We start from the raw sequence: 21,405 nt of genomic DNA, 5'->3' as shown, positions 1-21,405 counted from the left end.
CGGTCACCCATCAAGCGCGCCCCCTTGCCCCATTTTACGCAATCCGTCAACAATCAGGGCCAGCGCCATGCTAAGTGACCCTTTTGCCAGAACAGTGTCGTCCTGCCGGATCAACTCGGGCAGATGCGTTGCCATTTCGGCGCTGGTCTCAAACCAGAGACCGCGTTTTTCTTGCGGCAGCGCCGTGTGTAGCGCCTGCATCAACGGGCCGATGCAATGGACCTGATCCACGCGCGCCATCGCCTCGATATCGGCCATGGCGGCATGCATCGCCTGCTCCTGCGCGCCCAATTCCTTCATATCGCCCAAGAATGCGATCCGGCGTGCGCCTTGGGATGCGGCCAGAACGTCCAGCGCAGCCGCCATCGATGTCGGGTTGGCATTATAGCTGTCGTCCAGCAGTTCTATCTGTCCGCCAGTCGCCAGCGCAATTTTCTCGCGCACGCCGCGCCCTTTGACCGGGGACCAGTGACGCAGGCCGTTTATCGCCCGATCCAGACCCACGCCCAACGCGACACACGCGGCCATAGCACCCAGCGCGTTCATGGCGAAATGGGTTCCAGCAGATTGGACGTCAAAAGTGATGGGCTTACCGTTGACCATAGCATTAGCGTGCACAGACTCGGGCGATTGTGTCACATGGGTCAGCGTGTAGTCGCTGGCCTTGCGGCCAAAATCCACGATCCTGACACCACGATCTTTTGCGCATTGGTTCAGGATTTCGGTATGATCGATATCAGCATTCACGATGGCCGTTCCGCCATCTTTCAAACCTTCGATAATCGCCGCCTTTTCGAGGGCGATACCAGCGACAGACTCGAATGCTTCGAGATGCACGGCTGCAACGGTGGTAACCAGTGCCACGTCTGGGCAGGTCTGCCGGGCCAGCGGGCCGATTTCGCCCGGATGGTTCATGCCAATCTCGATCACTGAGAACGCGGTGTCTTGCGGCATCCGCGCCAGTGTCAGCGGCACGCCCCAGTGATTGTTGTAGCTGGCGACACTGGCATGGGTCTTGCCCTGCGATTCCAGTATCGTGGCCAGCATTTCCTTGGTCGAAGTTTTGCCAACACTTCCCGTTACACCAACCACGCGCGCGTTAGTCCGCGCACGGGCGGCCTGCCCCAACGCCTCAAGCCCGGCCTGCACATCATCGACGATCAACAGCGGCGCATCTTTGGCCACGTCCTCGGGGACGTGTGATACCAGCGCCGCACCAGCACCTTTCTCAAGCGCCTGAGCGACAAAGTCATGCCCGTCCCGCGCCGCTTTGAGCGCGACGAACAAGTCGCCGGGTTGAAGGGTCCGGGTATCGATGGAAACGCCGTTCACCTGCCAATCGGTGGTCGCGTGACCACCAGTGGCTTCGGCGGCTTTTGCCGCAGTCCAGAGTGTCATGCGACCCTCCCGTCCAGAGCGGCCACCGAAATGCTGGCCTGTTCCACATCGTCGAACGGCAGGACCTGATCGCCGACGATCTGGCCCGTTTCGTGCCCCTTGCCCGCGATCAGCAGGGCATCGCCGGGCTGCAGGGCGTCTATGCCGCGCAAGATGGCCTCGGCCCGGTCGCCAACCTCGGTCGCGTCTGGCGCGCCTTTCATGACGGCGGCGCGAATGGTCGCCGGATCTTCGCTGCGGGGATTGTCGTCGGTGACAAAAACGATATCGGCATGGTTCGCCGCCGCTGCTCCCATTAGCGGGCGTTTGCCTGCGTCCCGGTCTCCGCCAGCCCCTACGATCGCAATGAGGCGGCCCATGACATGGGGACGCAACGCCTTGAGCGCTGTGGCCACCGCATCGGGCGTGTGGGCGTAGTCGACAAACACCGCTGCGCCATTGTCGCGCGTTGCAGCCAGCTGCATGCGCCCGCGTACAGTGGTCAGATGCGGCAGAGTTTCAAAAACACGCTCGGGGTTGTCCCCGGCTGCAATAACCAAACCGCAGGCCAGCAGGATGTTTTCAGCCTGAAATCCGCCGATCAGGTTCAGACGGGTCAGAAACGTTTTGCCCCTCCACGAGAACCTCAGATCCTGTCCTGTTGCATCGAACCTCTGGTTCATCAGACACAGATCGGCTTCGCCCAGGCCGACGGACAAAACCGACTGGCCGCGCGCCTCGGCAATCCGGCGGACCTGCGCACCTTTGGGGTCGCTGAGATTGATCACTGTCGTTCCGTCTTGCGGCAAGACCCGATCAAACAGGCCGGCCTTGGCGGCGAAATAAGCCTCGAATGTCTCGTGATAGTCCAGATGGTCCTGCGTGAAATTCGAGAATCCGGCAGCGGTCAGATGCACACCGTCCAGACGGCGCTGTTCCAGACCGTGCGACGATGCCTCCATGGCTGCGTGGGTTACGCCATTGTTCGCAGCATCAGCCAGACACCGATGCAGGGTGATCGGCTCGGGCGTGGTATGGGCAAGCGGCGCGGTCCACGCACCTTCAACCCCGGTTGTGCCAAGATTGACGGCGGCATGGCCCAGCTCGCTCCAGATCTGGCGGACAAAAGTGGCGACCGAAGTTTTGCCGTTGGTGCCGGTGACGGCCACGATGGTTTGCGGCTGCGCGCCAAACCACAGTGCCGCGCACCCGGCCAGCGCCTGACGCGGATCTTCGACCACGATCAGCGCAGCATCGGATGCAGCCAGTTCGTCGGCCGCGATGTCCGCGCCTTGCGCATCGGTCAGGATTGCAGATGCCCCCATGCGCAGGGCAAATTGAATGAACTCACCCCCATGAACCCGAGTGCCGGGAAGGGCTGCGAACAGGTAGCCATCCTTGACCTCACGGCTATCGACGGTCAGCCCGGTGATATCGGGATTCGCGCCACCACGTGCAGTCAGGGCCAGTTGGCTGAGTTTCTTTGACCTTGTGCCCATGACCCACCTCTTGTCGGACAGTCTAATTCGAGGTCAGCGTTATAGCAGCGCCCGCCTCAGGCTCAAGCCGGGGACGCAACCCCAGCAGGGGCGCGATCCGACCAATCAATTCGGCCGCAACTGGCACCGCAGTCCAGCCTGCCGTACGGCGCTTTTCGCCATAGGCCACGATTGAGGGTTCATCCAGCGTCACAATCAACACGTATTTGGGGTCGTAGGCGGGAAACAGGGTGGCGAAGGTGGCGATGACCTTATCGTCATAGTACCCCCCGCGCGGCTTCGGCTTGTCTGCCGTGCCGGTCTTACCCGCGACACCGTAGCCTGGCACATCGCCGAAGCTGGCGGTGCCGTCCGTTACGACCTTACGCAGCATTTTTTGCGCCTGACGTGCTGTACTCTCGGACATCACGCGCGGGCCGTATTGCGGGCCATTGCGGCGCAGGATGGTCGGGCTGACATAGTGACCGCCATTGGCAATCGCCGCGTACCCCGCCGCCAGATGCATCGGGCTGGTCGACAGGCCATGACCGTAAGAGATGGTTACGGTGCTCAGCTCGCCCCATTTCTTGGGCTTCAGGGGTACGCCACCTGCGGCCTCGACGATCTCAAACGGAGTGGGTTCAAACATGCCGAGCGAGCCCAAAAAGTCCTGCTGCCGCTGTGCGCCGATCTGCAATGCCAACCGCCCGGTACCCCGATTCGAGCTGTGGACGATCACATCCGCCACACTGATTTTGCCGTAATTCTTGCCGTTGAACTCACCAATGGGAAACCGCCCGATCTTCATCGGACCGGAGGTGTCGATGATGGTATCCGAGTTCACCAACCCAAGCTGAACCGCCTGCGCGGCAGTGAAAATCTTGAAGACCGAGCCAAGCTCATACACACCCTGCACGTACCGATTGAACAGCGGACTGTCGGATGGGTCAAAGCCCGAGGTCGGCGGACGCGGGCGGTCGTTGGGATCAAATGAAGGCAGCGACGCGGCCGAGATCACCTCGCCCGTATGCGCATTCATCAAAACCGCCGAAGCACCCTTGGCATTCATGATCTTCATGCCGCCATACAACACCTGCTCCACCGCCGCCTGAACCGTCAGGTCCAGTGACAATTGCAGGGGCTGAGTGCCGTTGGCAGGATCCCGCAGATAGTCGTCGAATTTCTTCTCAACCCCCGCAACGCCGATCACTTCGGCAGCACTGACCCCTTCACGGCCAAATCCGGCACCACCCAGAACGTGGGCTGCCAGACGGCCATTCGGGTACAGCCGCATTTCGCGCGGGCCGAACAGAATACCGGGATCGCCAATATCGTGCACGGCCTGCTTTTGTTCAGGCGAAATGCGTTTCTTGATCCACAGAAATTTGCGGTTGCTGGTGAAGTCCTTGACCAGACGCTCTTTTTCAAGATCGGGGAAGATCGCAACCAGTTGGTCAGCTGCGGCCACCGGGTCGATCATCAGCGGCGGCTGGGCATAGACGGAATAAGTATCCAGGTTAGTGGCCAGAATACGCCCTTCGCGATCCACGATATTGGCGCGCTGCATGGCGATCGCCGCACCCGGCACACTGGCCAGCGGTTCCTGCGCCTCGGATGTGGCCAGCATACCCATGCGGACACCAACCACAGCGAAGGCGCAAAAAAAGAACGCGCCCAGCACCAGAAGACGACCTTCGGCACGGGCGCGCGAGCGGTCCTTCATATCCTCGTGACGCTTTTGAATATTCTCCCGCTCGATCACCTTGGGATTTTCCCCACGGGCGCGGGCCTCCAAAACACGGGCCAACGGGCGGAGCGGCGTGCGGGTCATGGGAACTGCACCTCGCCCAGCGCCTGCACATCCGTGATGGCCTGCAATTCGAGCGGGTCGACAATCGGCAGGTCGGGGTCTTCGGCATAAGCGATCTGATCGGCACGTCCAAACTGTTCCGCGCGCAACGGCAGCAGGCCCAGACGTTCGAAATTCAGATCAGCCAGTTCGCGCAGCCGGTCAGGGCGGTTCAGATAGGCCCATTCGGCGTTCAAAACGGCCAGACGCACCTGCGCCATCCCGATCTCGCGCTGCAGGGACTGCGTTTCCTTCAACACTTGTTGGGTGCGGTAGTTTTCCTGATAGGCCCAAAGCGCCAGTCCGAAAACGGCCAGAGCAGTCAACACATACAAAACACTCTTCATCTTGCCCTTCCCCCCAGTTGCGGCATTCCAATGGCACGGGAGTCAATTTCCCCTGCCGGAGCCTCGGTTCGAATAGCGACACGCAGCTTGGCCGAACGCGCGCGTGGGTTTTCCTGCAATTCCTGATCGTCCGGGCCAACGGCCTTGCGGGTCTTCAAGGTGAATTGCGGCAGTTCCTGTTCAATCTCGGGCGCATATCGATTGGCACGACCGGTTTTGCCAGCGCGAGATTGGAAGAAACGCTTCACCATCCGATCCTCAATCGAATGAAAAGTCACAACAGCCAGTTGCCCGCCGGGTTTCAAAGCCCGTTCAGCGGCCATCAGGCCTTGGAACAACTCTTCATATTCAGCATTCACCGCAATGCGCAGCCCCTGAAAGCTACGCGTAGCAGGGTGCGATTGCCCGGGTTTGGGACGTGGCAGGCAGGATTCGATGATCCCGGCCAGACGCAGGGTCGTGGTAATGGGCTCTTCCGTCCGCGCTCTGACGATGGACTTGGCGATACGGCGACTGGCGCGTTCCTCACCATAGTGAAACAGGATGTCGGCCAGCTGCGCCTCGGTCGCGGTGTTGACCAGATCGGCGGCGCTGTCGCCCTCCTGGCTCATCCGCATGTCCAATGGGCCGTCCTTCATAAAGGAAAAACCGCGTTCCGCCTGATCCAGTTGCATTGAAGATACGCCGAGATCCAGCACAACGCCGTCCAGATCCTGTGCGTATTCATCCATGCACGAAAATACACCGGACTGCAGCACCAGCCTGTCGCCATAACCACCGGCCCAATCTGCGACCATCTCAAAGGCCAGCGGATCGCGATCTACACCGATGACCTTGTCCGCACCTGCATCCAACAGACCGCGCGTATATCCACCGGCACCAAAAGTGCCATCGAGCCAAACGCCCGAAATCGGTTCAACTGCGGCCAGCAAAGGACGCAGCAAAACAGGGATGTGAGGTTTGTTCGAAGGGGTTCCAGCACCGGCCATGCCGCTACGCGTCCCTGACGCCGTCAAGGTATTCCAGCGGATCGAAATCTTCGGGCAGGTCGTCCAGCCACTCTTCGGCTTTGGCCAGCTCTTCGACCTCATAGGTCTCGGGCTTCCAGATCTGGAACGTATCACCGGCGGCGATAAAGAACGCTTCGGCCTCAAGATTGATCTTGTTGCGCAGCTTGGCCGGCAGCACCAGCCGTCCGGTTTCATCCACATTGGTCGGGAAGGACTGACCGTGGAACAGGCGTTGCAACATCTTGCGCTGCATCGACCCACGCGGCAACGCGTCGATCTTGGCGTCGACCTCGTCAATCGCCTGCATGGTATAACATTCAAGGTATTTGCGGCGGTGATCGCCATAGACAATCACCAGTTCGGGACTGTCACCGGGCTGCCAATTGGGGTCGGAAGATTCCAGCACACGGCGAAACGAGGCCGGGATCGAGACCCTGCCCTTCGTGTCCACCTTATGGTGGCTTTCACCTCTAAACCTGCGCGCCAAGACGACTGTCCCTTTCGCTTGCGCCCCACTTAAAATTCACGTCGCCAGAAGGTAAAAACGGCGGGTTGATCTGCTGCCACTGATCAACCCACCGCATTGACCCGCTATGCGGGATGTCCAGCTGCGCGCGCCACCTGGGGGGATGTCTGCTCGCCCGCGCGCCGGATCTCTTGATTGATGAAAGCGAGATGCCTGTATGAAACCTGATTATTTTTGGTTCGGGGTCGTTTGGTGCCCCATGTGCCTCGTCCTCATCGGATGAACAAGGGATGCCATGGGAATTCATGGAAAGCAACTAATAAATTGAACTGGCTCATCGATTCAATGAGGTTAAACGAGTGCGTTCAGAAAGGAAATTAGCAAAATTTCACCCGATATTGTTCTCAACTAAAATTAGAACACAATATATATGGCAATAATGGGTTGCCCAAGTTTTCCCATATTTTCCCAATAATTTTCCACCTGAGTTAAAAATGCGCCAAAACATCGGCGAAGAGCCGGTAAATCAGGACGAATCACGCAGGCCGGATCAACTCAAAGCAGTCTCTATGACGCAGCCCCATGGTTTCCCATGTTACCCGCTCTTCAAACCCTGATGGCGGCCACTGCCAAATTATTAGGCTTTCGCATTGCTCAAATCTTAGCGCACAGCGCACAAACATCAGGCACCAGATTATACCAGCGAAACTGACCTTAGGGCAGCGCCAGCAATAGGCGCGGTTCCAGCTCTTGTTTTTAAGATCAATTCACATTCGCGCATGCAACAATCTGATATCTATGCATTTGCCGCATAGCAGCATTGATCACGTGACCCATTGTGCAATCGCAGCATTCACCTATTTTCAATCTCAAGCAAACGCCGGAACACATCGGCAAGAACAACGGATATCGGGTTATTCACATGGCAGTGGCAACCAACTCTTCCGCGCTAAAAAGCGCACACGCAGGCGGACTGAGCACGCTGATCGAAGCAGCAAAAGCACGTTTTGATCGCTATCGCATGTACCGTCAGACGGTCAACGAACTGTCGACCCTTTCGAACCGCGAGCTGGCCGATCTGGGCCTGCACCGTTCGATGATCCGCCGGGTGGCCCTGCAGGCCGCCGAGGATCACACGGCGCGCTAAGCGCACAACAAACAACCGAGATCAGGCCCTTCCTCCTCCCTTTAGGGTCTGTAATCAGCGGCAGCATCTCTCCTCCTCCCTGATGCTGCCGCACCCTATACCGGCCTCGAACGCCGGAAGCCGATACATCGGGGCTCTCCTCCTCCCTGCCCTGATGTTGAAAGCGCGCGGCGACGCCTTCCTCCTCCCTGACGTCGCCGCGTCTTCCTCATACCGGGCTCAAACCCGGGTTCAGATACATCAGGGCTCTCCTCCTCCCTGCTCTGATGTTGCAAAGAACGGCGGTTTCCCTCCTCCCTGGGAACCGCCGTTTTTCATTTCCTCAGACATGAAAAAGGCGCCACGGTCGGAACCGGGCGCCCATCAGAAAAATCGAGCATGTGCCGTCAGGCACATTCCTTTTGGTTAAAACGGCACGTCGTCCTTTGCAGACAGGAAGCGGGCCACAACTTTCTTGGTGCCTGCTTTGTCGAAATCAACCTCGACCTTGTCGCCCTCGATACCGATTACACCGCCATAGCCGAATTTCTGATGAAACACGCGCTCGCCCAGCGTGAAACTGGCAAGTGCAGTCGCGTCGATCACCGTATTGCGGGTCTCTTTTGGTTGCGACATGCCATACTGCCCCTGCCGCGCCTGCAGCCGCCTCCAGCCCGGCGAGTTGTAGACATTCGCTTCGGCCGCACGGGTTTCGATTCCGGCACTGGTCTGACCACCGCCGTAAAGACCCGGAGGCGTCAGTACCTCGACATGATCCTCTGGCAATTCGTCAATGAACCGCGACGGCATCGAGTTCTGCCATTGCCCGAACACCCGTCGGTTGGCGGCGAACGAGATGGTGCAAACCTCTTCAGCGCGGGTGATGCCAACATAGGCCAGCCGACGCTCCTCTTCGAGGCCCTTGATCCCCGATTCGTCCATGGACCGCTGCGAGGGAAACAACCCGTCCTCCCACCCCGGCAGGAAGATGGCCGGAAACTCCAACCCTTTGGCCGCGTGCAGGGTCATGATCGAGACCTTGGCCCCGTCCGATTCCTTTTCATTGTCCATGACCAGACTGACATGTTCCAGAAACCCTTGCAGGTTCTCGAAATTGTCCAGTTGGTTGACCAGTTCCTTGAGGTTTTCCAATCGACCCGGCGCTTCGGGTGTTTTGTCGTTCTGCCAGTGAGTCGTATAACCGGATTCGTCAAGGATGATCTGGGCCAGTTCGATATGCGTGTGCTCGGGCGCGCCAAAGCGCATTGGCGCTGCGCCATCGTCGATCACCGAGTCATCTTCGACCTCGATCCTCGGCCCGCGTGTCATCGCGTTCCAGCGCGCCAGCCCCTCGATCAGCTGCCGCAGGGCCGCACCGCCCTTGCCTTTAATCAGCCCCTGTTCCACCACGATCCGCGCACCATCGACCAGAGACACGCCATTTTCCCGCGCAGTCATCTGAATCGTCTGCTGCGCCTTATCGCCGAGGCCACGCTTGGGTGTGTTCACGATCCGCTCGAAGGCCAGATCATCCTCGGGGCTGACCACCAGCCGGAAATAGGCCATGGCATCGCGGATCTCCATCCGTTCATAGAATCGCGGCCCGCCGATCACCTTGTAAGGCAGACCAATGGTTAAAAAGCGATCCTCGAAGGCACGCATCTGGTGGCTGGCGCGCACGAGGATGGCGATTTCGTCTAACTCAAACTTGTTTCGGATTTCTTCTTTTTGATCTTCAGGGAGGTTACTGGTTCCAAGGTTTTCTTGAAGGTTAAGCTGTTTGAGAGCGTTATACTCACTCTTTGAACGTCTTTCAGATTCTTGCTCGGACGAAACCGAACGGACATTTTTTCTTCCATGTGCGAGTCTGGAGGTGCCTGATACGAGCGCGTCGATCTCTTCGCCGATCCAACGCGCCTCTTCCTCGCCGTCCCAGTGACCGATCAGTTTGACCTTGTGCCCGCCCTCAGCGTCGGTCCACAGCTCCTTCCCCAACCGGTTCTCGTTACCCCGAATGACATTGGACGCAGCCGCCAGAATATGCGGGGTCGAGCGGTAGTTCTGCTCCAACCGCACCACAAACGCACCGGGAAAATCCTTCTCGAACCGCAGAATATTGCCCACTTCGGCCCCGCGCCAGCCATAGATCGACTGGTCGTCATCACCAACGCAGCAGACATTCTTGTGCGCCCCGGCCAGCAGACGCAGCCACAGATACTGGGCGACGTTGGTGTCCTGATATTCGTCCACTAGGATATAGCGGAACCAGCGTTGATACTGTTCCAGAACATCCTGATGGGTCTGGAAGATCGTCACCATGTGCAGCAGCAGATCACCGAAATCCACCGTGTTCAGCTCGCGCAGACGAGTCTGGTACTGAGCGTAAAGCTCGACACCTTTGTTGTTATAGGCCCCGGCATCCGCCGCTGGCACTTTGTCTGGTGTCAGGGCGCGGTTCTTCCAGTCATCGATGACACCTGCCAGCATGCGGGCAGGCCAGCGTTTGTCGTCGATATTGGCGGCTTGCACCAGTTGCTTGAGCAGGCGCAGTTGATCGTCGCTGTCTAGAATGGTGAAGTTCGACTTCAGGTTCACCAGTTCGGCATGCCGCCGCAGCAGCTTGACACAGATCGAGTGAAACGTGCCCAGCCACGGCATCCCCTCGGCGGGCTGGCCCAGCAAGCGACCCACGCGTGTTTTCATCTCGCGCGCGGCCTTGTTGGTGAAAGTCACCGACAGAATCTCGTTCGGGCGCGCGCGCCCGGTGTTCAGCAGATGCGCAATTCTGGCTGTCAGCGCCTTGGTTTTACCTGTGCCTGCCCCCGCCAGCATCAGAACCGGACCGTCGAGATGCTCGACTGCCTCGCGCTGCGCCGGGTTCAGCTCATCCAGATACTGCATTGATCGCGCCGCCATTGCGCGCGCCGACAGTGATGCGCCTTCGAAGGCGTCCATTTCGTCAAAACTGCTCATGATTTCAAACTACGCTGGATGCGCGTCGAGGGAAAGGGTTTGTTCACGGCTTGTTCACACGGTTTTTTAGAAATTCTTTCTCTTCAATTCTAAACAAGAACCGGTTTGGCTAGAGAGGCGCGTTAACCCTCTGTCAAACATTGGCCGGGATGCTTGATCCACCGATGTGGGAGCGCCAGGATATGCAAGAAAATGACCGGCCGGGGCGGACCCCAAGGCTGAAACTGATGGGCATTACTCTGATTCTGATCTTGCTGACCGGGATTGCGGGTTGGGGCATCTATGCGGTTCCCGCACCCGTGGTGGACAAGATGCTGGAATCCGACCTGCGCCATCAGGCAGCGCAACTGAACACGCAAGTCATGTCTCATCTTGAAAATGTTGACGTCACATTTCGAACCGGTGTCATTGGGGAACATGATCAGGAGTTTCTGGAACTGCTGCCGGCAACGTCCGACATTTACCGGTTCAAGTTGTTCGATGATACAGGTCAGGTGATTTGGTCAACGCGCGCCGCAGAAATAGGCTCGGTGACCAACAAAACCGATTTCATCGCCACCGTCGCGATGGGAAACATCCTTTACAACCATGAAGAAAAGCCCATAGCCGAGGTTGATTTCTTTGACACCGACAAGCTTGACGCATCGGCCCCTTCAACGCGTCATGTGGCAGAAATCTATACACCTGCCATCAAAGACGGGCGTTTCCTGGGGGCGATCGAATTCTATTCTGACATAACGCAGGTGCGGAACCTGTTCATTACGCGCGTTCGGCTGTCCCTTTTTGTCCTGTGCAGTATCGCCTTGCTGGCGCTGACCGCGGTGATTGTGGTGCTCTACCGAACCAACCTCCAACAGGTCCGCGTGCTGCGCGCCCGGGCCGAGAAAGAGCGTGAGCTGATGGACGATCAGTTGCGGTTGGCACGCGAGGTACGGCTGCTGGGCGAGTTGAACGAGTGGCTGCAATCCAGCCGTTCGTTGGATGAGCTGTTTGACATGGTGTCGCGCTTCATGACCCATATCCTGCCCGAGGCCGAGGGCAGCGTGTACGTCTATTCCAATTCCCGCGACGTGCTGGATGGCTGCGCCAGTTGGAATGGCGGCACACACAAGGCGCATATTCATCCCGAAGGTTGCTGGGGTCTGCGCCGGGGTCGAACATACGAATTCGGCGCCTCCGAGATCGACTTTGTTTGCGAGCATGCCGAACCGCACGACGGACGCCCCTATTTTTGCTTCCCCATTCTGGCGCATGGTGAAACGGTAGGCCTGCTGCATCTGCGCGCACTCGAGGATCGGGAAGAATGTTTCCACGCCAGTAAGAAATTGGCACAGCTCTGTGCGGAACAGATCAGCATGGCCATCGCAAATGTACGGATGCGCGATCAACTGCATGATCAGTCGGTTCGTGATCCGTTGACCGGGCTATTCAACCGCCGCCACATGACGGAAACGCTGCGCAAAAGTATCAACCGCAGCCAGCAGACAGGCGCGCCACTAAGCCTGATTGCAGTGGATGTGGACCATTTCAAAAAGTTCAATGACACTCACGGGCATGACGCTGGCGATATGGTTCTGCGGGCGGTTGGTGCGGCGCTGGAGCAGGGGTGTGACCGCGACGAGGTTGCCTGCCGCACCGGGGGTGAGGAATTCACCCTAATTCTGCCGGACAATACACCAGAAGACGCCATGACGCGCGCCGAAAAGTTGCGGCAGGCAGTCGAGGCCGTCTCTGTACGATATGGCGAAAAGTCCCTGCCCCGCATCACGATTTCGGTCGGGGTTGCGCATTATCCGGCGCATGGGACCATGCCGCAGGATCTGATGCGCGCGGCGGATGATGCGCTGTATGCAGCCAAGGACAAAGGGCGCAATCAAGTGCAGGTTGCCTGCGGGGCACCCGGTAACATCGCAGCCCCCCTGCCCGTGCAGGGGCAGCAGAGGGAGACGCAAAAATCATCGCCACCGGCGAGTGCCGCCTGAAATCCTTGCCGAATCGCGTGGCAGGTTGGATCAATCCGCATGGACCTTCACAGCGTATATCCCGGTATCCCGGACCTGAAACGCCGCGCGCAACGCCGGTTGCCGCATTTTGTCTGGGAATATGTGGACAGTGGAACCGGGACGGAAACAGCGTTGCGGCGAAACCGAGACGCCCTGGATCAGGTGCAGATGTGCCCTTCGATCCTGCACGGTGAGTTGGATTTCAACACCGGCACGAAATTTCTGGGGCAGGATTATCCGGTGCCATTTGGCATTGCCCCGATCGGCATGTCCGGGCTGGTCTGGCCAGATGCCGAAGGTATTCTGGCGCGTGCCGCTGCTGAGGTCGGCGTTCCTTACACATTGTCCACCGTTGCCAGCCAATGCCCCGAAGATCTGGCCCCGGATCTGGGACACAACGGCTGGTTTCAACTTTATCCTCCGAGAGATCCTGAAATTCGCGCGGATCTGCTGAGCCGCGCGCGAAACGCCGGGTTCCGGACACTGGTTCTGACTGCGGATGTTCCTGTCGCGTCCCGACGCGAGCGGCAAACCCGGTCCGGGCTGACGCATCCGCCCCGACTGACGCCTCGCTTGTTGACGCAGATCGCGCTCAGGCCAAAGTGGGCCATGGGGATGCTGCGCCACGGTGTGCCGCATATGCGCACTCTGGATAAGTACATCGGCAATACGCTTAACCTGCCGCCGACGGCGCATATCGGATATCTGCTGCGCACCTCTCCGGATATGGATTACGTCAAATGGTTGCGCGATCACTGGGATGGGGCGTTTATCGTCAAGGGGGTTCTACGCCCCGAAGATGTCGACCGATTACAACGAGCGGGTGCAGACGCACTTTGGGTCTCGAATCACGGGGGTCGTCAGTTCGACGCCGCTCCGGCCAGTATTGATGTACTGCCAGCCATTCGCGATGCGTCCGATCTGCCGTTGATTTTCGATGGAGGTGTCGAAAGCGGGCTGGATATTCTGCGCGCGCTGACCAAGGGGGCGGATTTTATCATGTTGGGGCGGGCATTTCTGTATGGTCTGGCGGCGTTGGGTCCAAAGGGCCCTGCCCATGTCATCGATGTACTGAGGCAGGATATGCTGGCGAATATGGGGCAAATGGGCACCGAAACACTTGCTCAGTTGCCGCAGGGTAAATCAAACAGTTGATGCTGCGACGCAGCGAAGGTAGAAGAAAAGCGCCCTTGGGCGGCGTTTGCGAGCGTTAACATGCCGGTTCTACCCAGAACTACAGATGTACGTGGCCGTATTGTCCGCCTATTAACACGGCCAAACCAAAAAGACCGGGACCTAAAATGACTGACTTCAACAAGATCCTGATCGCCAACCGCGGCGAGATTGCCATTCGCGTGATGCGCGCAGCCAACGAGATGGGTAAACGCACCGTTGCCATCTTTGCCGAAGAGGACAAGCTGGGCCTGCATCGCTTCAAAGCGGATGAGGCTTATCGCATTGGCGAAGGGATGGGCCCGGTCGCGGCGTATTTGTCGATCGACGAAATCATCCGCGTCGCCAAAGAATGCGGCGCAGACGCGATCCATCCGGGCTATGGCCTGCTGTCCGAAAATCCGGATTTCGTGGATGCCTGCGTGCAAAACGGCATCACCTTCATCGGGCCCAAAGCCGAAACCATGCGTGCGCTTGGCGACAAGGCCAGCGCGCGGCGCGTAGCCATCAAGGCCGGCGTGCCGGTGATCCCGGCGACCGAGGTGTTGGGCGATGACATGGATGCGATCCGCAAGGAAGCTGCTGAAGTCGGCTATCCGCTGATGCTCAAGGCGTCCTGGGGTGGCGGTGGGCGCGGCATGCGCCCGATCGAGTCTGAGGATGAGCTGGAAGAGAAAGTGCTGGAAGGCCGCCGCGAGGCCGAGGCGGCGTTTGGCAACGGCGAGGGGTATCTGGAAAAGATGATCACCCGAGCCCGCCATGTCGAGGTGCAGATTCTGGGCGACAAGCATGGTGAGATTTATCACCTGTATGAACGCGACTGCTCGGTCCAGCGCCGGAATCAGAAGGTCGTTGAACGCGCCCCTGCCCCGTATCTGAGCGACGCGCAGCGCACCGAGATTTGTGAACTCGGCCGTAAGATCTGCGCCCATGTGAATTATGAATGCGCGGGCACCGTTGAATTCCTGATGGATATGGAATCCGGCAAGTTCTACTTCATCGAAGTGAACCCGCGTGTGCAGGTTGAACACACCGTCACCGAAGAAGTGACCGGTATCGACATCGTTCAGGCGCAAATCCTGATTGCCGAGGGCAAGACGCTGGCCGAAGCCACTGGCGCCGCCAGTCAGGCAGATGTGCATCTGACCGGTCACGCCCTACAGACGCGGATTACCACCGAGGACCCGCAGAACAACTTTATCCCCGATTATGGCCGGATCACTGCCTACCGCTCGGCCACCGGGATGGGCATCCGTTTAGATGGTGGTACGGCCTATGCGGGTGGGGTGATCACGCGGTATTACGACTCGTTGCTGACCAAGGTGACAGCCAAGGCGCAAACACCGCAGGCTGCTATCAGCCGGATGGACCGGGCGCTGCGCGAATTCCGTATTCGCGGCGTCAGCACCAATATCGACTTTGTCATCAACCTGCTGAAGCACCCGACCTTCCTGTCGAATGAATACACCACCAAGTTCATCGACACGACGCCGGACCTGTTCACCTTCAAGCGTCGCCGTGACCGCGGCACCAAGGTTCTGACCTATATCGCGGACATCACGGTAAACGGGCACCCCGAAACCAAAGACCGCCCCGAACCGCGCGCCGACCTGAAAGAGGCCAAGGCCCCCGCGCCCAAGGCTGAACCGCAAATGGGCACCCGCAATCTGTTGGAGCAGAAAGGCCCACAGGCGGTTGCCGACTGGATGAAGGCGCAGCGCCAATTGCTGATCACCGACACCACCATGCGGGACGGGCATCAGTCACTACTGGCGACGCGGATGCGCTCGGTCGATATGATCAAGGTGGCGCCAACTTATGCGGCCAACTTGCCGCAACTGTTTTCGGTCGAATGCTGGGGCGGTGCGACATTCGACGTGGCCTATCGCTTCTTGCAGGAATGCCCATGGCAGCGCCTGCGCGACTTGCGCGAGGCGATGCCGAACCTGATGACCCAGATGCTGCTGCGCGGCGCGAACGGCGTTGGATATACCAACTATCCTGACAACGTAGTGCGGGAATTCGTCCGTCAGGCCGCAACTGGTATCGATGTCTTCCGTGTGTTCGACTCGCTGAACTGGGTCGAAAACATGCGCGTGGCGATGGATGCCGTGATCGAGAACAACAAGATCTGTGAAGGCACTGTTTGTTATACCGGCGATATTCTGGACCCGGACCGCGCCAAGTATGATCTGAAATACTATGTCGGCATGGCGAAAGAGCTGCGCGATGCAGGCGCCCATGTGCTGGGCCTGAAGGATATGGCGGGACTCCTGAAACCAGCGTCGGCCAAGATCCTGATCCGCGCGCTGAAGGAAGAGGTCGGGTTGCCGATCCACTTCCACACCCACGACACGGCTGGCATCGCCAGTGCGACCATTCTGGCGGCGTCCGAGGCTGGCGTGGATGCAGTGGATTGCGCCATGGACAGCTTCAGCGGCAACACCTCTCAGGCGACGCTGGGCACTGTGGTCGAGGCGCTGCGACACACCGATCGCGACACCGGATTGGACATCAAAGCGATCCGCGAGATCAGCGACTATTTCGAAGGCGTGCGCGGTCAGTATGCGGCGTTCGAATCCAGCCTGCAGGCCCCCGCGTCCGAAGTGTATCTGCACGAGATGCCCGGCGGTCAGTTTACCAACCTCAAGGCGCAGGCGCGCTCGTTGGGGCTGGAAGAGCGGTGGCACGAAGTGGCGCAGATGTATGCGGATGTGAACCGGATGTTTGGTGACATCGTCAAGGTGACGCCCTCATCCAAGGTTGTTGGCGACATGGCGCTGATGATGGTCAGTCAGGGCCTGACTCGCGCGCAGGTCGAGGACCCGGCCACCGACGTCGCATTCCCCGATTCGGTCGTGGACATGATGCGCGGCAATCTGGGGCAGCCTCCGGGCGGGTTCCCGGACACGATCATCACCAAGGTGTTGAAGGACGAGGCCCCGAATACCGAACGTCCGGGCAAAGGTGTTGACGCTGTCGATCTGGAAGCCACCCGCGCCGAGCTGTCCAAGGAACTGGACGGCAAAGAGGTCGACGACGAGGATCTGAACGGCTATCTGATGTATCCCAAGGTGTTCCTGGACTACATGGGCCGCCATCGGATCTATGGCCCGGTCCGCACCCTGCCAACACGCACCTTCTTTTACGGCATGGAGCCGGGCGAAGAGATCGCGGCTGAGATCGATCCGGGCAAGACGCTGGAAATCCGCTGTCAGGCCATTGGCGAGACAGACGAAAAAGGTGAGGTCAAAGTGTTCTTTGAGCTCAACGGTCAGCCGCGGGTGATCCGGGTGCCGAACCGTATGGTGACATCGACCACGCAGGCGCGGCCCAAGGCCGAGGTCGGCAATGCCAACCATGTTGGTGCGCCGATGCCGGGTGTTGTTGCGACTGTGGCCGTGACTGCAGGCCAAGAGGTCAAGGAAGGCGACATGCTGCTGACCATCGAGGCGATGAAGATGGAAACGGGCATCCATGCCGAGCGCGATGCGACGGTCAAGGCCGTTCATATCCAGCCCGGCAGCCAGATTGACGCCAAGGACTTGCTGGTCGAACTGGAATAACTTGTAAAACTGACTAATGTCGGAAGGGCCGCGCGGGAAACTGTGCGGCCTTTTCTGTGACTCGACGGAGGCCCCACATGCTTGCCATTACCCCGATCTATGCCGCACTCATAGCCATTCTCTACGTCGCACTGAGCGCCAAGGTTATCGCGACCCGCCGAAGCGGCAAGATCTCGGTCGGTGATGGCGGTGACAAGACGATGATCAAGGCCATGCGGACACAGGCCAACTGCGCCGAATATGCCCCCTTTGCCCTGCTGTTGATTGCCATGGTCGAGCTACAGGGCGCGAGCGGTTTGATGGTGAACCTGTTGGGCCTGACGCTGCTGGCGGGTCGCTTGCTGCACGCCTATGGGTTTGGCCGCACCCCTCAGATCGTGATTCTGCGCCAGATCGGCATGGTTTTGACTTTCGCCGCCATTCTGGTGGCAGCCCTTGCGAACCTCGTTCTGGCACTTTGACCGGGCCCGCGGGTTTTATCCCGCCAAGACCTGCGTTTCGATTGCAGGTGCTTGCATAAGAAATGGCTCAACCTGACCCACCCTATCCTTACCTTGCCCCGAGATCGCTGCGGCCAGCAGAATCATCGCGACCAGCGCTGCCATCTTAACGTCTTCAACGCGTGCCATTATTTTACCTCCGCCATTGTCTTTTTGATATGCACTGGTTCTTGAACGGATCAGGAGCGCCCTTCCGTCGCAAAAAGATTTTTCCGCTTTGATGTGTTTTTCCGCTTGCAGGCCAGCGTGGGAATTTATACATCCCTCCTCACTCAACGGCGCGGGCGTAGCTCAGGGGTAGAGCATAACCTTGCCAAGGTTAGGGTCGGGCGTTCGAATCGCCTCGCCCGCTCCATTGAGAGACCGAAAGGTCGCACATAGTATCTGATGCGGGCGTAGCTCAGGGGTAGAGCATAACCTTGCCAAGGTTAGGGTCGGGCGTTCGAATCGCCTCGCCCGCTCCAGATACTAACCACTCCGAACATGCTGGTTCTTCGTGTGGCGTTGCGCCATTCTGACCGTGAAATTCCCCACGAGCGGAGCCCCCTATGTCGGACTATATCATTCGTCCCCTGACCCCAGACGAGCTGCAGAATGCCGTGGACTGGGCCGGGCGCGAAGGCTGGAACCCCGGACACCATGACGCCACCTGTTTCCGCACCACAGACCCGGATGGATTTCTGGGCGGGTTTCTGGATGGCGAGATGATCGCGTCAGTCTCGGCGGTGAATTACGATGATGTGTTTTCGTTTCTGGGCTTCTACATCGTTCGGCCCGAATATCGCGGCTCGGGGCACGGGCTGGAGATTGCCCAGCACGCCCTGGCGCATTGCACTGGTCGCAATATGGGGCTGGACGGTGTGGTCGAGCAGCAGGATAATTATCGCAAATCCGGCTTCACCTTTGCCTACAACAACTATCGCTTCAGCGGCACAGTCGCCGGGATACAGGCAAAGCTTGGTCCCGCAGGCAACACCGATGTGGCAGAGATCACAGACGCATCGGCGGATCTGATTGCGTATGACCGGCACCTGTTTCCCGCTCCACGTGATGCGTTCCTGCGAAGCTGGCTGAACGCTCCTAGCCATACGTCCCGCATGTATTCCGGGAATGGGAAAATCCAAGGATATGCAACTCTCAGGCCTTGCCAGACGGGATATAAGATCGGGCCACTCTTTGCCGATGATGCGGGGATCGCGCAGGCTCTGCTGGCCAGCCTGATGGCTGCCATTCCAGCGGGTCACAGCGGGTCCGAGGTGTTCATCGACATGCCCCAACCCAACGACGCCGCCTTTGCGCTGGCGGCGCAGCTTGGGCTGGACAAGGTGTTCGAAACGGCGCGGATGTATTCCGACCACGAGCCGGACATCGATCTAAGCCGTATCTACGGCGTCACTACGTTTGAGTTGGGATAGGCCTCAGAACGCTTTGAAGGTCATGGTGGTCAATGAACGCTCGATATTCGGGATCACCAGTAGGTTTTCGTTGATGAAATGGCCCACATCGTCGGTTTCCGGGATGTAGAGTTTCAGCAGCAGGTCGTATTCGCCGCTGGTCGAGTACAATTCCGAGTGAATTTCCCGCAGCGCGATCTCTTCGGCGACCTTATAGGTGGTACCGGGGGTGCAACGGATCTGGATGAAAACGCAGGTGGACATGGCGCTGGCCTTGTTGGTTGAGTTGGCGGCAGGCTGGCATGGCGGGCTTACGGGTGCAATCCCCTGCAACAGATTGCAGCGATTGCCACGCTTGCTCTGGATCAATCCGCCCCACCCCGTCTATAAGCGCGCCTGAAGCAAAAGGAATTCGCCCATGCGCAGCGCGACGATCAGCCGTAAAACCGCCGAGACCAAAATCTCGGTCGAGGTCAATCTGGACGGCACTGGCAGTTATGACAACCAGACCGGCGTCGGGTTTTTTGATCATATGCTGGACCAGTTGGCACGCCACTCGCTGATCGACATGACCATCCGCGCTGAAGGCGATTACCATATCGACGATCACCACACGGTCGAGGATACCGGCATCGCGCTGGGTCAGGCACTGACACAGGCCTTGGGCGACAAAAAAGGCATCCGTCGCTATGGCGAATGTCACCTGCCAATGGACGATGCGCAGGTGCGCTGTGCGCTGGACCTGTCGGGGCGGCCCTTTCTGATCTGGAACGTGAATCTACCAACCCCCAAGATCGGTGCATTCGACACCGAACTGGTGCGTGAGTTCTTTCAGGCGCTGAGCACCCATGGCGGTATCACGCTGCATATCGACCAGTTGCACGGGTTCAACAGCCACCACATTGCCGAGGCTGTCTTCAAGGCTATCGCGCGCGCCCTGCGTCTGGCGGTCGAAACCGATCCGCGCAAGGCGGATGCGATTCCCTCGACCAAGGGTGCGCTCTAAATGCTGACTGCCATTATCGACTACGAAAGTGGTAATCTGCATTCGGCAGAAAAAGCGTTTCAGCGCGTGGCGCGCGAGGTGGATGCGGGCGAAGTTGTTGTGACTTCGGACGCGGATGTCGTGGCAAAGGCCGATCGTTTGGTACTGCCTGGCGATGGGGCTTTTCCGGCCTGCGCCACTGAATTGCGTGGGCACAAAGGCATCTATGACGCGATGGTCGAGGCGGTCGAGCAAAAAGGCCGGCCGTTTCTGGGCATCTGCGTGGGCATGCAATTGATGGCCACCAAAGGCCATGAATACAACGAGACGGACGGGTTGAACTGGGTCGCAGGCGACGTAGTCCGGATTGAACCGTCAGACAGCGCGCTGAAGGTCCCGCATATGGGCTGGAATGATCTGGTTCTGGAAAGCGAGCATCCGGTGTTTGCCGGAGTGAAGTCAGGCGATCACACCTATTTTGTGCATTCCTACCATTTCCGTGTCACCGATCCCGCGCAGCGATTGGCTTATGTGGAGTATGGCCAAGAGGTCACGGCCGTGATTGGCCGCGACACGATGGTTGGCATGCAGTTCCACCCCGAAAAAAGTCAGGATGTGGGCCTGCGCATGATCGGGAATTTCCTGACCTGGGCGCCTTAGACGTTTACTGAACGCGCGTCCAGTTCTGCCCACGACAGACCAGACCGCCGACAGCGCAACCTTTGACCGTCAGCTTGTTTTGCCCGTCCAGTGACATCTTGGAGCTATAGGTCTTGTCGCGATCCGGAGCCCAAATCTTGCCGTTTGCATAGGTGCCGTTACCTTCCGGGATCATGTCCCAGATGATCTGTTTGCCCAGATTTTCGTATTCCAGCTGCTCATTGCCATCTTTATCAAACGCCGTATCGATGGTGCCACAAATGGCGCTGCCGCACTCGGCAATCGAGACATGCAGATAACCGCCCGTGTCGCCCGGCGCGGTCTTCCAGAGCCCGTCAACCGGATCGGCCGCCATCGCGCCTGTGGCCAACGTCGCAAATACCGCAGCAAGTGTGAATTTCTTCATTATAGTCTCCCTGTTTTGCCTCAGTCTGACCCGCAGGTGACATTCCGGCAAGACTGACTTTGCGTCGCGTTGCATCCCCTGCCCTGCCTGTG

At 58.8% G+C, this 21,405-nt stretch carries 18 protein-coding genes and 2 tRNA genes; 10 read left to right on the top strand and 10 right to left on the bottom strand.

The annotated features are described in order from the left end of the window. Positions 1–3: 3 nt before the first annotated feature. The 6 genes from HW561_RS02055 to mraZ are packed head-to-tail and all read right to left on the bottom strand — an operon-like array spanning position 4 to position 6,548. Positions 4–1,398, bottom strand: a complete 1,395-nt coding sequence (locus HW561_RS02055) for a UDP-N-acetylmuramoyl-tripeptide--D-alanyl-D-alanine ligase (protein WP_176861555.1) — start codon at positions 1,396–1,398, stop codon at positions 4–6. Then, positions 1,395–2,876, bottom strand: coding sequence for a UDP-N-acetylmuramoyl-L-alanyl-D-glutamate--2,6-diaminopimelate ligase (locus HW561_RS02050; RefSeq protein ID WP_176861554.1), 1,482 nt, complete (start codon positions 2,874–2,876; stop codon positions 1,395–1,397). The genes HW561_RS02055 and HW561_RS02050 overlap by 4 nt, the downstream gene beginning before the upstream one ends. A gap of 22 nt (positions 2,877–2,898) precedes the next feature. Beyond that, positions 2,899–4,686, bottom strand: coding sequence for a peptidoglycan D,D-transpeptidase FtsI family protein (locus tag HW561_RS02045; protein WP_176861553.1), 1,788 nt, complete (start codon positions 4,684–4,686; stop codon positions 2,899–2,901). Next, positions 4,683–5,051: a cell division protein FtsL gene (gene ftsL, locus HW561_RS02040; RefSeq protein WP_176861552.1), complete on the bottom strand. Its 369-nt coding sequence runs from the start codon at positions 5,049–5,051 to the stop codon at positions 4,683–4,685. Before ftsL ends, HW561_RS02045 begins: the two co-directional genes overlap by 4 nt. Beyond that, positions 5,048–6,040, bottom strand: coding sequence for a 16S rRNA (cytosine(1402)-N(4))-methyltransferase RsmH (gene rsmH / locus HW561_RS02035; RefSeq protein ID WP_176861551.1), 993 nt, complete (start codon positions 6,038–6,040; stop codon positions 5,048–5,050). The genes ftsL and rsmH overlap by 4 nt, the downstream gene beginning before the upstream one ends. Before the next feature lie 4 nt (positions 6,041–6,044). Beyond that, positions 6,045–6,548, bottom strand: coding sequence for a division/cell wall cluster transcriptional repressor MraZ (mraZ, locus tag HW561_RS02030; RefSeq protein ID WP_176861550.1), 504 nt, complete (start codon positions 6,546–6,548; stop codon positions 6,045–6,047). Between the two features lie 901 nt (positions 6,549–7,449). Here mraZ and HW561_RS02025 point away from each other — a divergent pair. Further along, a complete protein-coding gene (locus tag HW561_RS02025; protein ID WP_176861549.1) occupies positions 7,450–7,674 on the top strand; it encodes a DUF1127 domain-containing protein in 225 nt (74 codons plus the stop codon). Between the two features lie 405 nt (positions 7,675–8,079). Here HW561_RS02025 and HW561_RS02020 read toward each other — a convergent pair whose 3' ends face one another. Next, entirely contained in the window at positions 8,080–10,626 is a 2,547-nt protein-coding gene (locus tag HW561_RS02020) for an ATP-dependent helicase (RefSeq protein WP_176861548.1), read from the bottom strand. 182 nt (positions 10,627–10,808) lie between these two features. On the opposite strand from HW561_RS02020, the gene HW561_RS02015 reads away from it, so the two are divergent. From HW561_RS02015 to HW561_RS02000, 4 genes are all read left to right on the top strand, one after another. Further along, positions 10,809–12,608, top strand: a complete 1,800-nt coding sequence (locus tag HW561_RS02015; RefSeq protein WP_235962748.1) for a sensor domain-containing diguanylate cyclase — start codon at positions 10,809–10,811, stop codon at positions 12,606–12,608. A gap of 39 nt (positions 12,609–12,647) precedes the next feature. After that, entirely contained in the window at positions 12,648–13,784 is a 1,137-nt protein-coding gene (locus tag HW561_RS02010; RefSeq protein WP_176861547.1) for an alpha-hydroxy acid oxidase, read from the top strand. 146 nt (positions 13,785–13,930) lie between these two features. Beyond that, positions 13,931–17,368, top strand: coding sequence for a pyruvate carboxylase (locus HW561_RS02005; RefSeq protein ID WP_176861546.1), 3,438 nt, complete (start codon positions 13,931–13,933; stop codon positions 17,366–17,368). 77 nt (positions 17,369–17,445) lie between these two features. After that, positions 17,446–17,829 (top strand): MAPEG family protein, encoded by a 384-nt coding sequence (locus HW561_RS02000; protein ID WP_176861545.1) that lies wholly within the window; start codon positions 17,446–17,448, stop codon positions 17,827–17,829. A gap of 15 nt (positions 17,830–17,844) precedes the next feature. Here the strand turns inward: HW561_RS02000 and HW561_RS01995 are convergent, their stop codons facing one another. After that, positions 17,845–17,997, bottom strand: a complete 153-nt coding sequence (locus HW561_RS01995; RefSeq protein ID WP_176861544.1) for a hypothetical protein — start codon at positions 17,995–17,997, stop codon at positions 17,845–17,847. 151 nt (positions 17,998–18,148) lie between these two features. On the opposite strand from HW561_RS01995, the gene HW561_RS01990 reads away from it, so the two are divergent. From HW561_RS01990 to HW561_RS01980, 3 genes are all read left to right on the top strand, one after another. Next, positions 18,149–18,223: transfer RNA gene (locus HW561_RS01990), tRNA-Gly, on the top strand. A 34-nt stretch (positions 18,224–18,257) separates the two neighbouring features. Beyond that, positions 18,258–18,332: transfer RNA gene (locus HW561_RS01985), tRNA-Gly, on the top strand. Positions 18,333–18,416: 84 nt separating this feature from the next. After that, a complete protein-coding gene (locus HW561_RS01980; protein WP_176861543.1) occupies positions 18,417–19,283 on the top strand; it encodes a GNAT family N-acetyltransferase in 867 nt (288 codons plus the stop codon). A gap of 3 nt (positions 19,284–19,286) precedes the next feature. Here HW561_RS01980 and HW561_RS01975 read toward each other — a convergent pair whose 3' ends face one another. Then, on the bottom strand, positions 19,287–19,526 hold the full coding sequence (locus tag HW561_RS01975; RefSeq protein ID WP_058274459.1) for an Lrp/AsnC family transcriptional regulator: 240 nt from the start codon (positions 19,524–19,526) through the stop codon (positions 19,287–19,289). Positions 19,527–19,680: 154 nt separating this feature from the next. Between HW561_RS01975 and hisB the strand changes: the two genes are divergently transcribed. Beyond that, a complete protein-coding gene (gene hisB, locus HW561_RS01970; protein ID WP_176861542.1) occupies positions 19,681–20,268 on the top strand; it encodes an imidazoleglycerol-phosphate dehydratase HisB in 588 nt (195 codons plus the stop codon). Continuing rightward, positions 20,269–20,907 carry an imidazole glycerol phosphate synthase subunit HisH gene (hisH, locus tag HW561_RS01965; RefSeq protein ID WP_176861541.1) on the top strand — a complete coding sequence of 213 codons (639 nt, stop codon included), beginning with the start codon at positions 20,269–20,271 and terminating at the stop codon, positions 20,905–20,907. Between the two features lie 4 nt (positions 20,908–20,911). Here hisH and HW561_RS01960 read toward each other — a convergent pair whose 3' ends face one another. Continuing rightward, positions 20,912–21,313: a DUF2147 domain-containing protein gene (locus HW561_RS01960; protein ID WP_176861540.1), complete on the bottom strand. Its 402-nt coding sequence runs from the start codon at positions 21,311–21,313 to the stop codon at positions 20,912–20,914. Between the last annotated feature and the right edge of the window lie 92 nt (positions 21,314–21,405).

Source organism: Ruegeria haliotis (genome assembly GCF_013377785.1).
Classification (GTDB): Bacteria; Pseudomonadota; Alphaproteobacteria; order Rhodobacterales; family Rhodobacteraceae; genus Ruegeria; species Ruegeria haliotis.
Note: the sequence above shows the minus strand (reverse complement) of the source record. Positions and strands in the feature narration are given on the sequence as shown.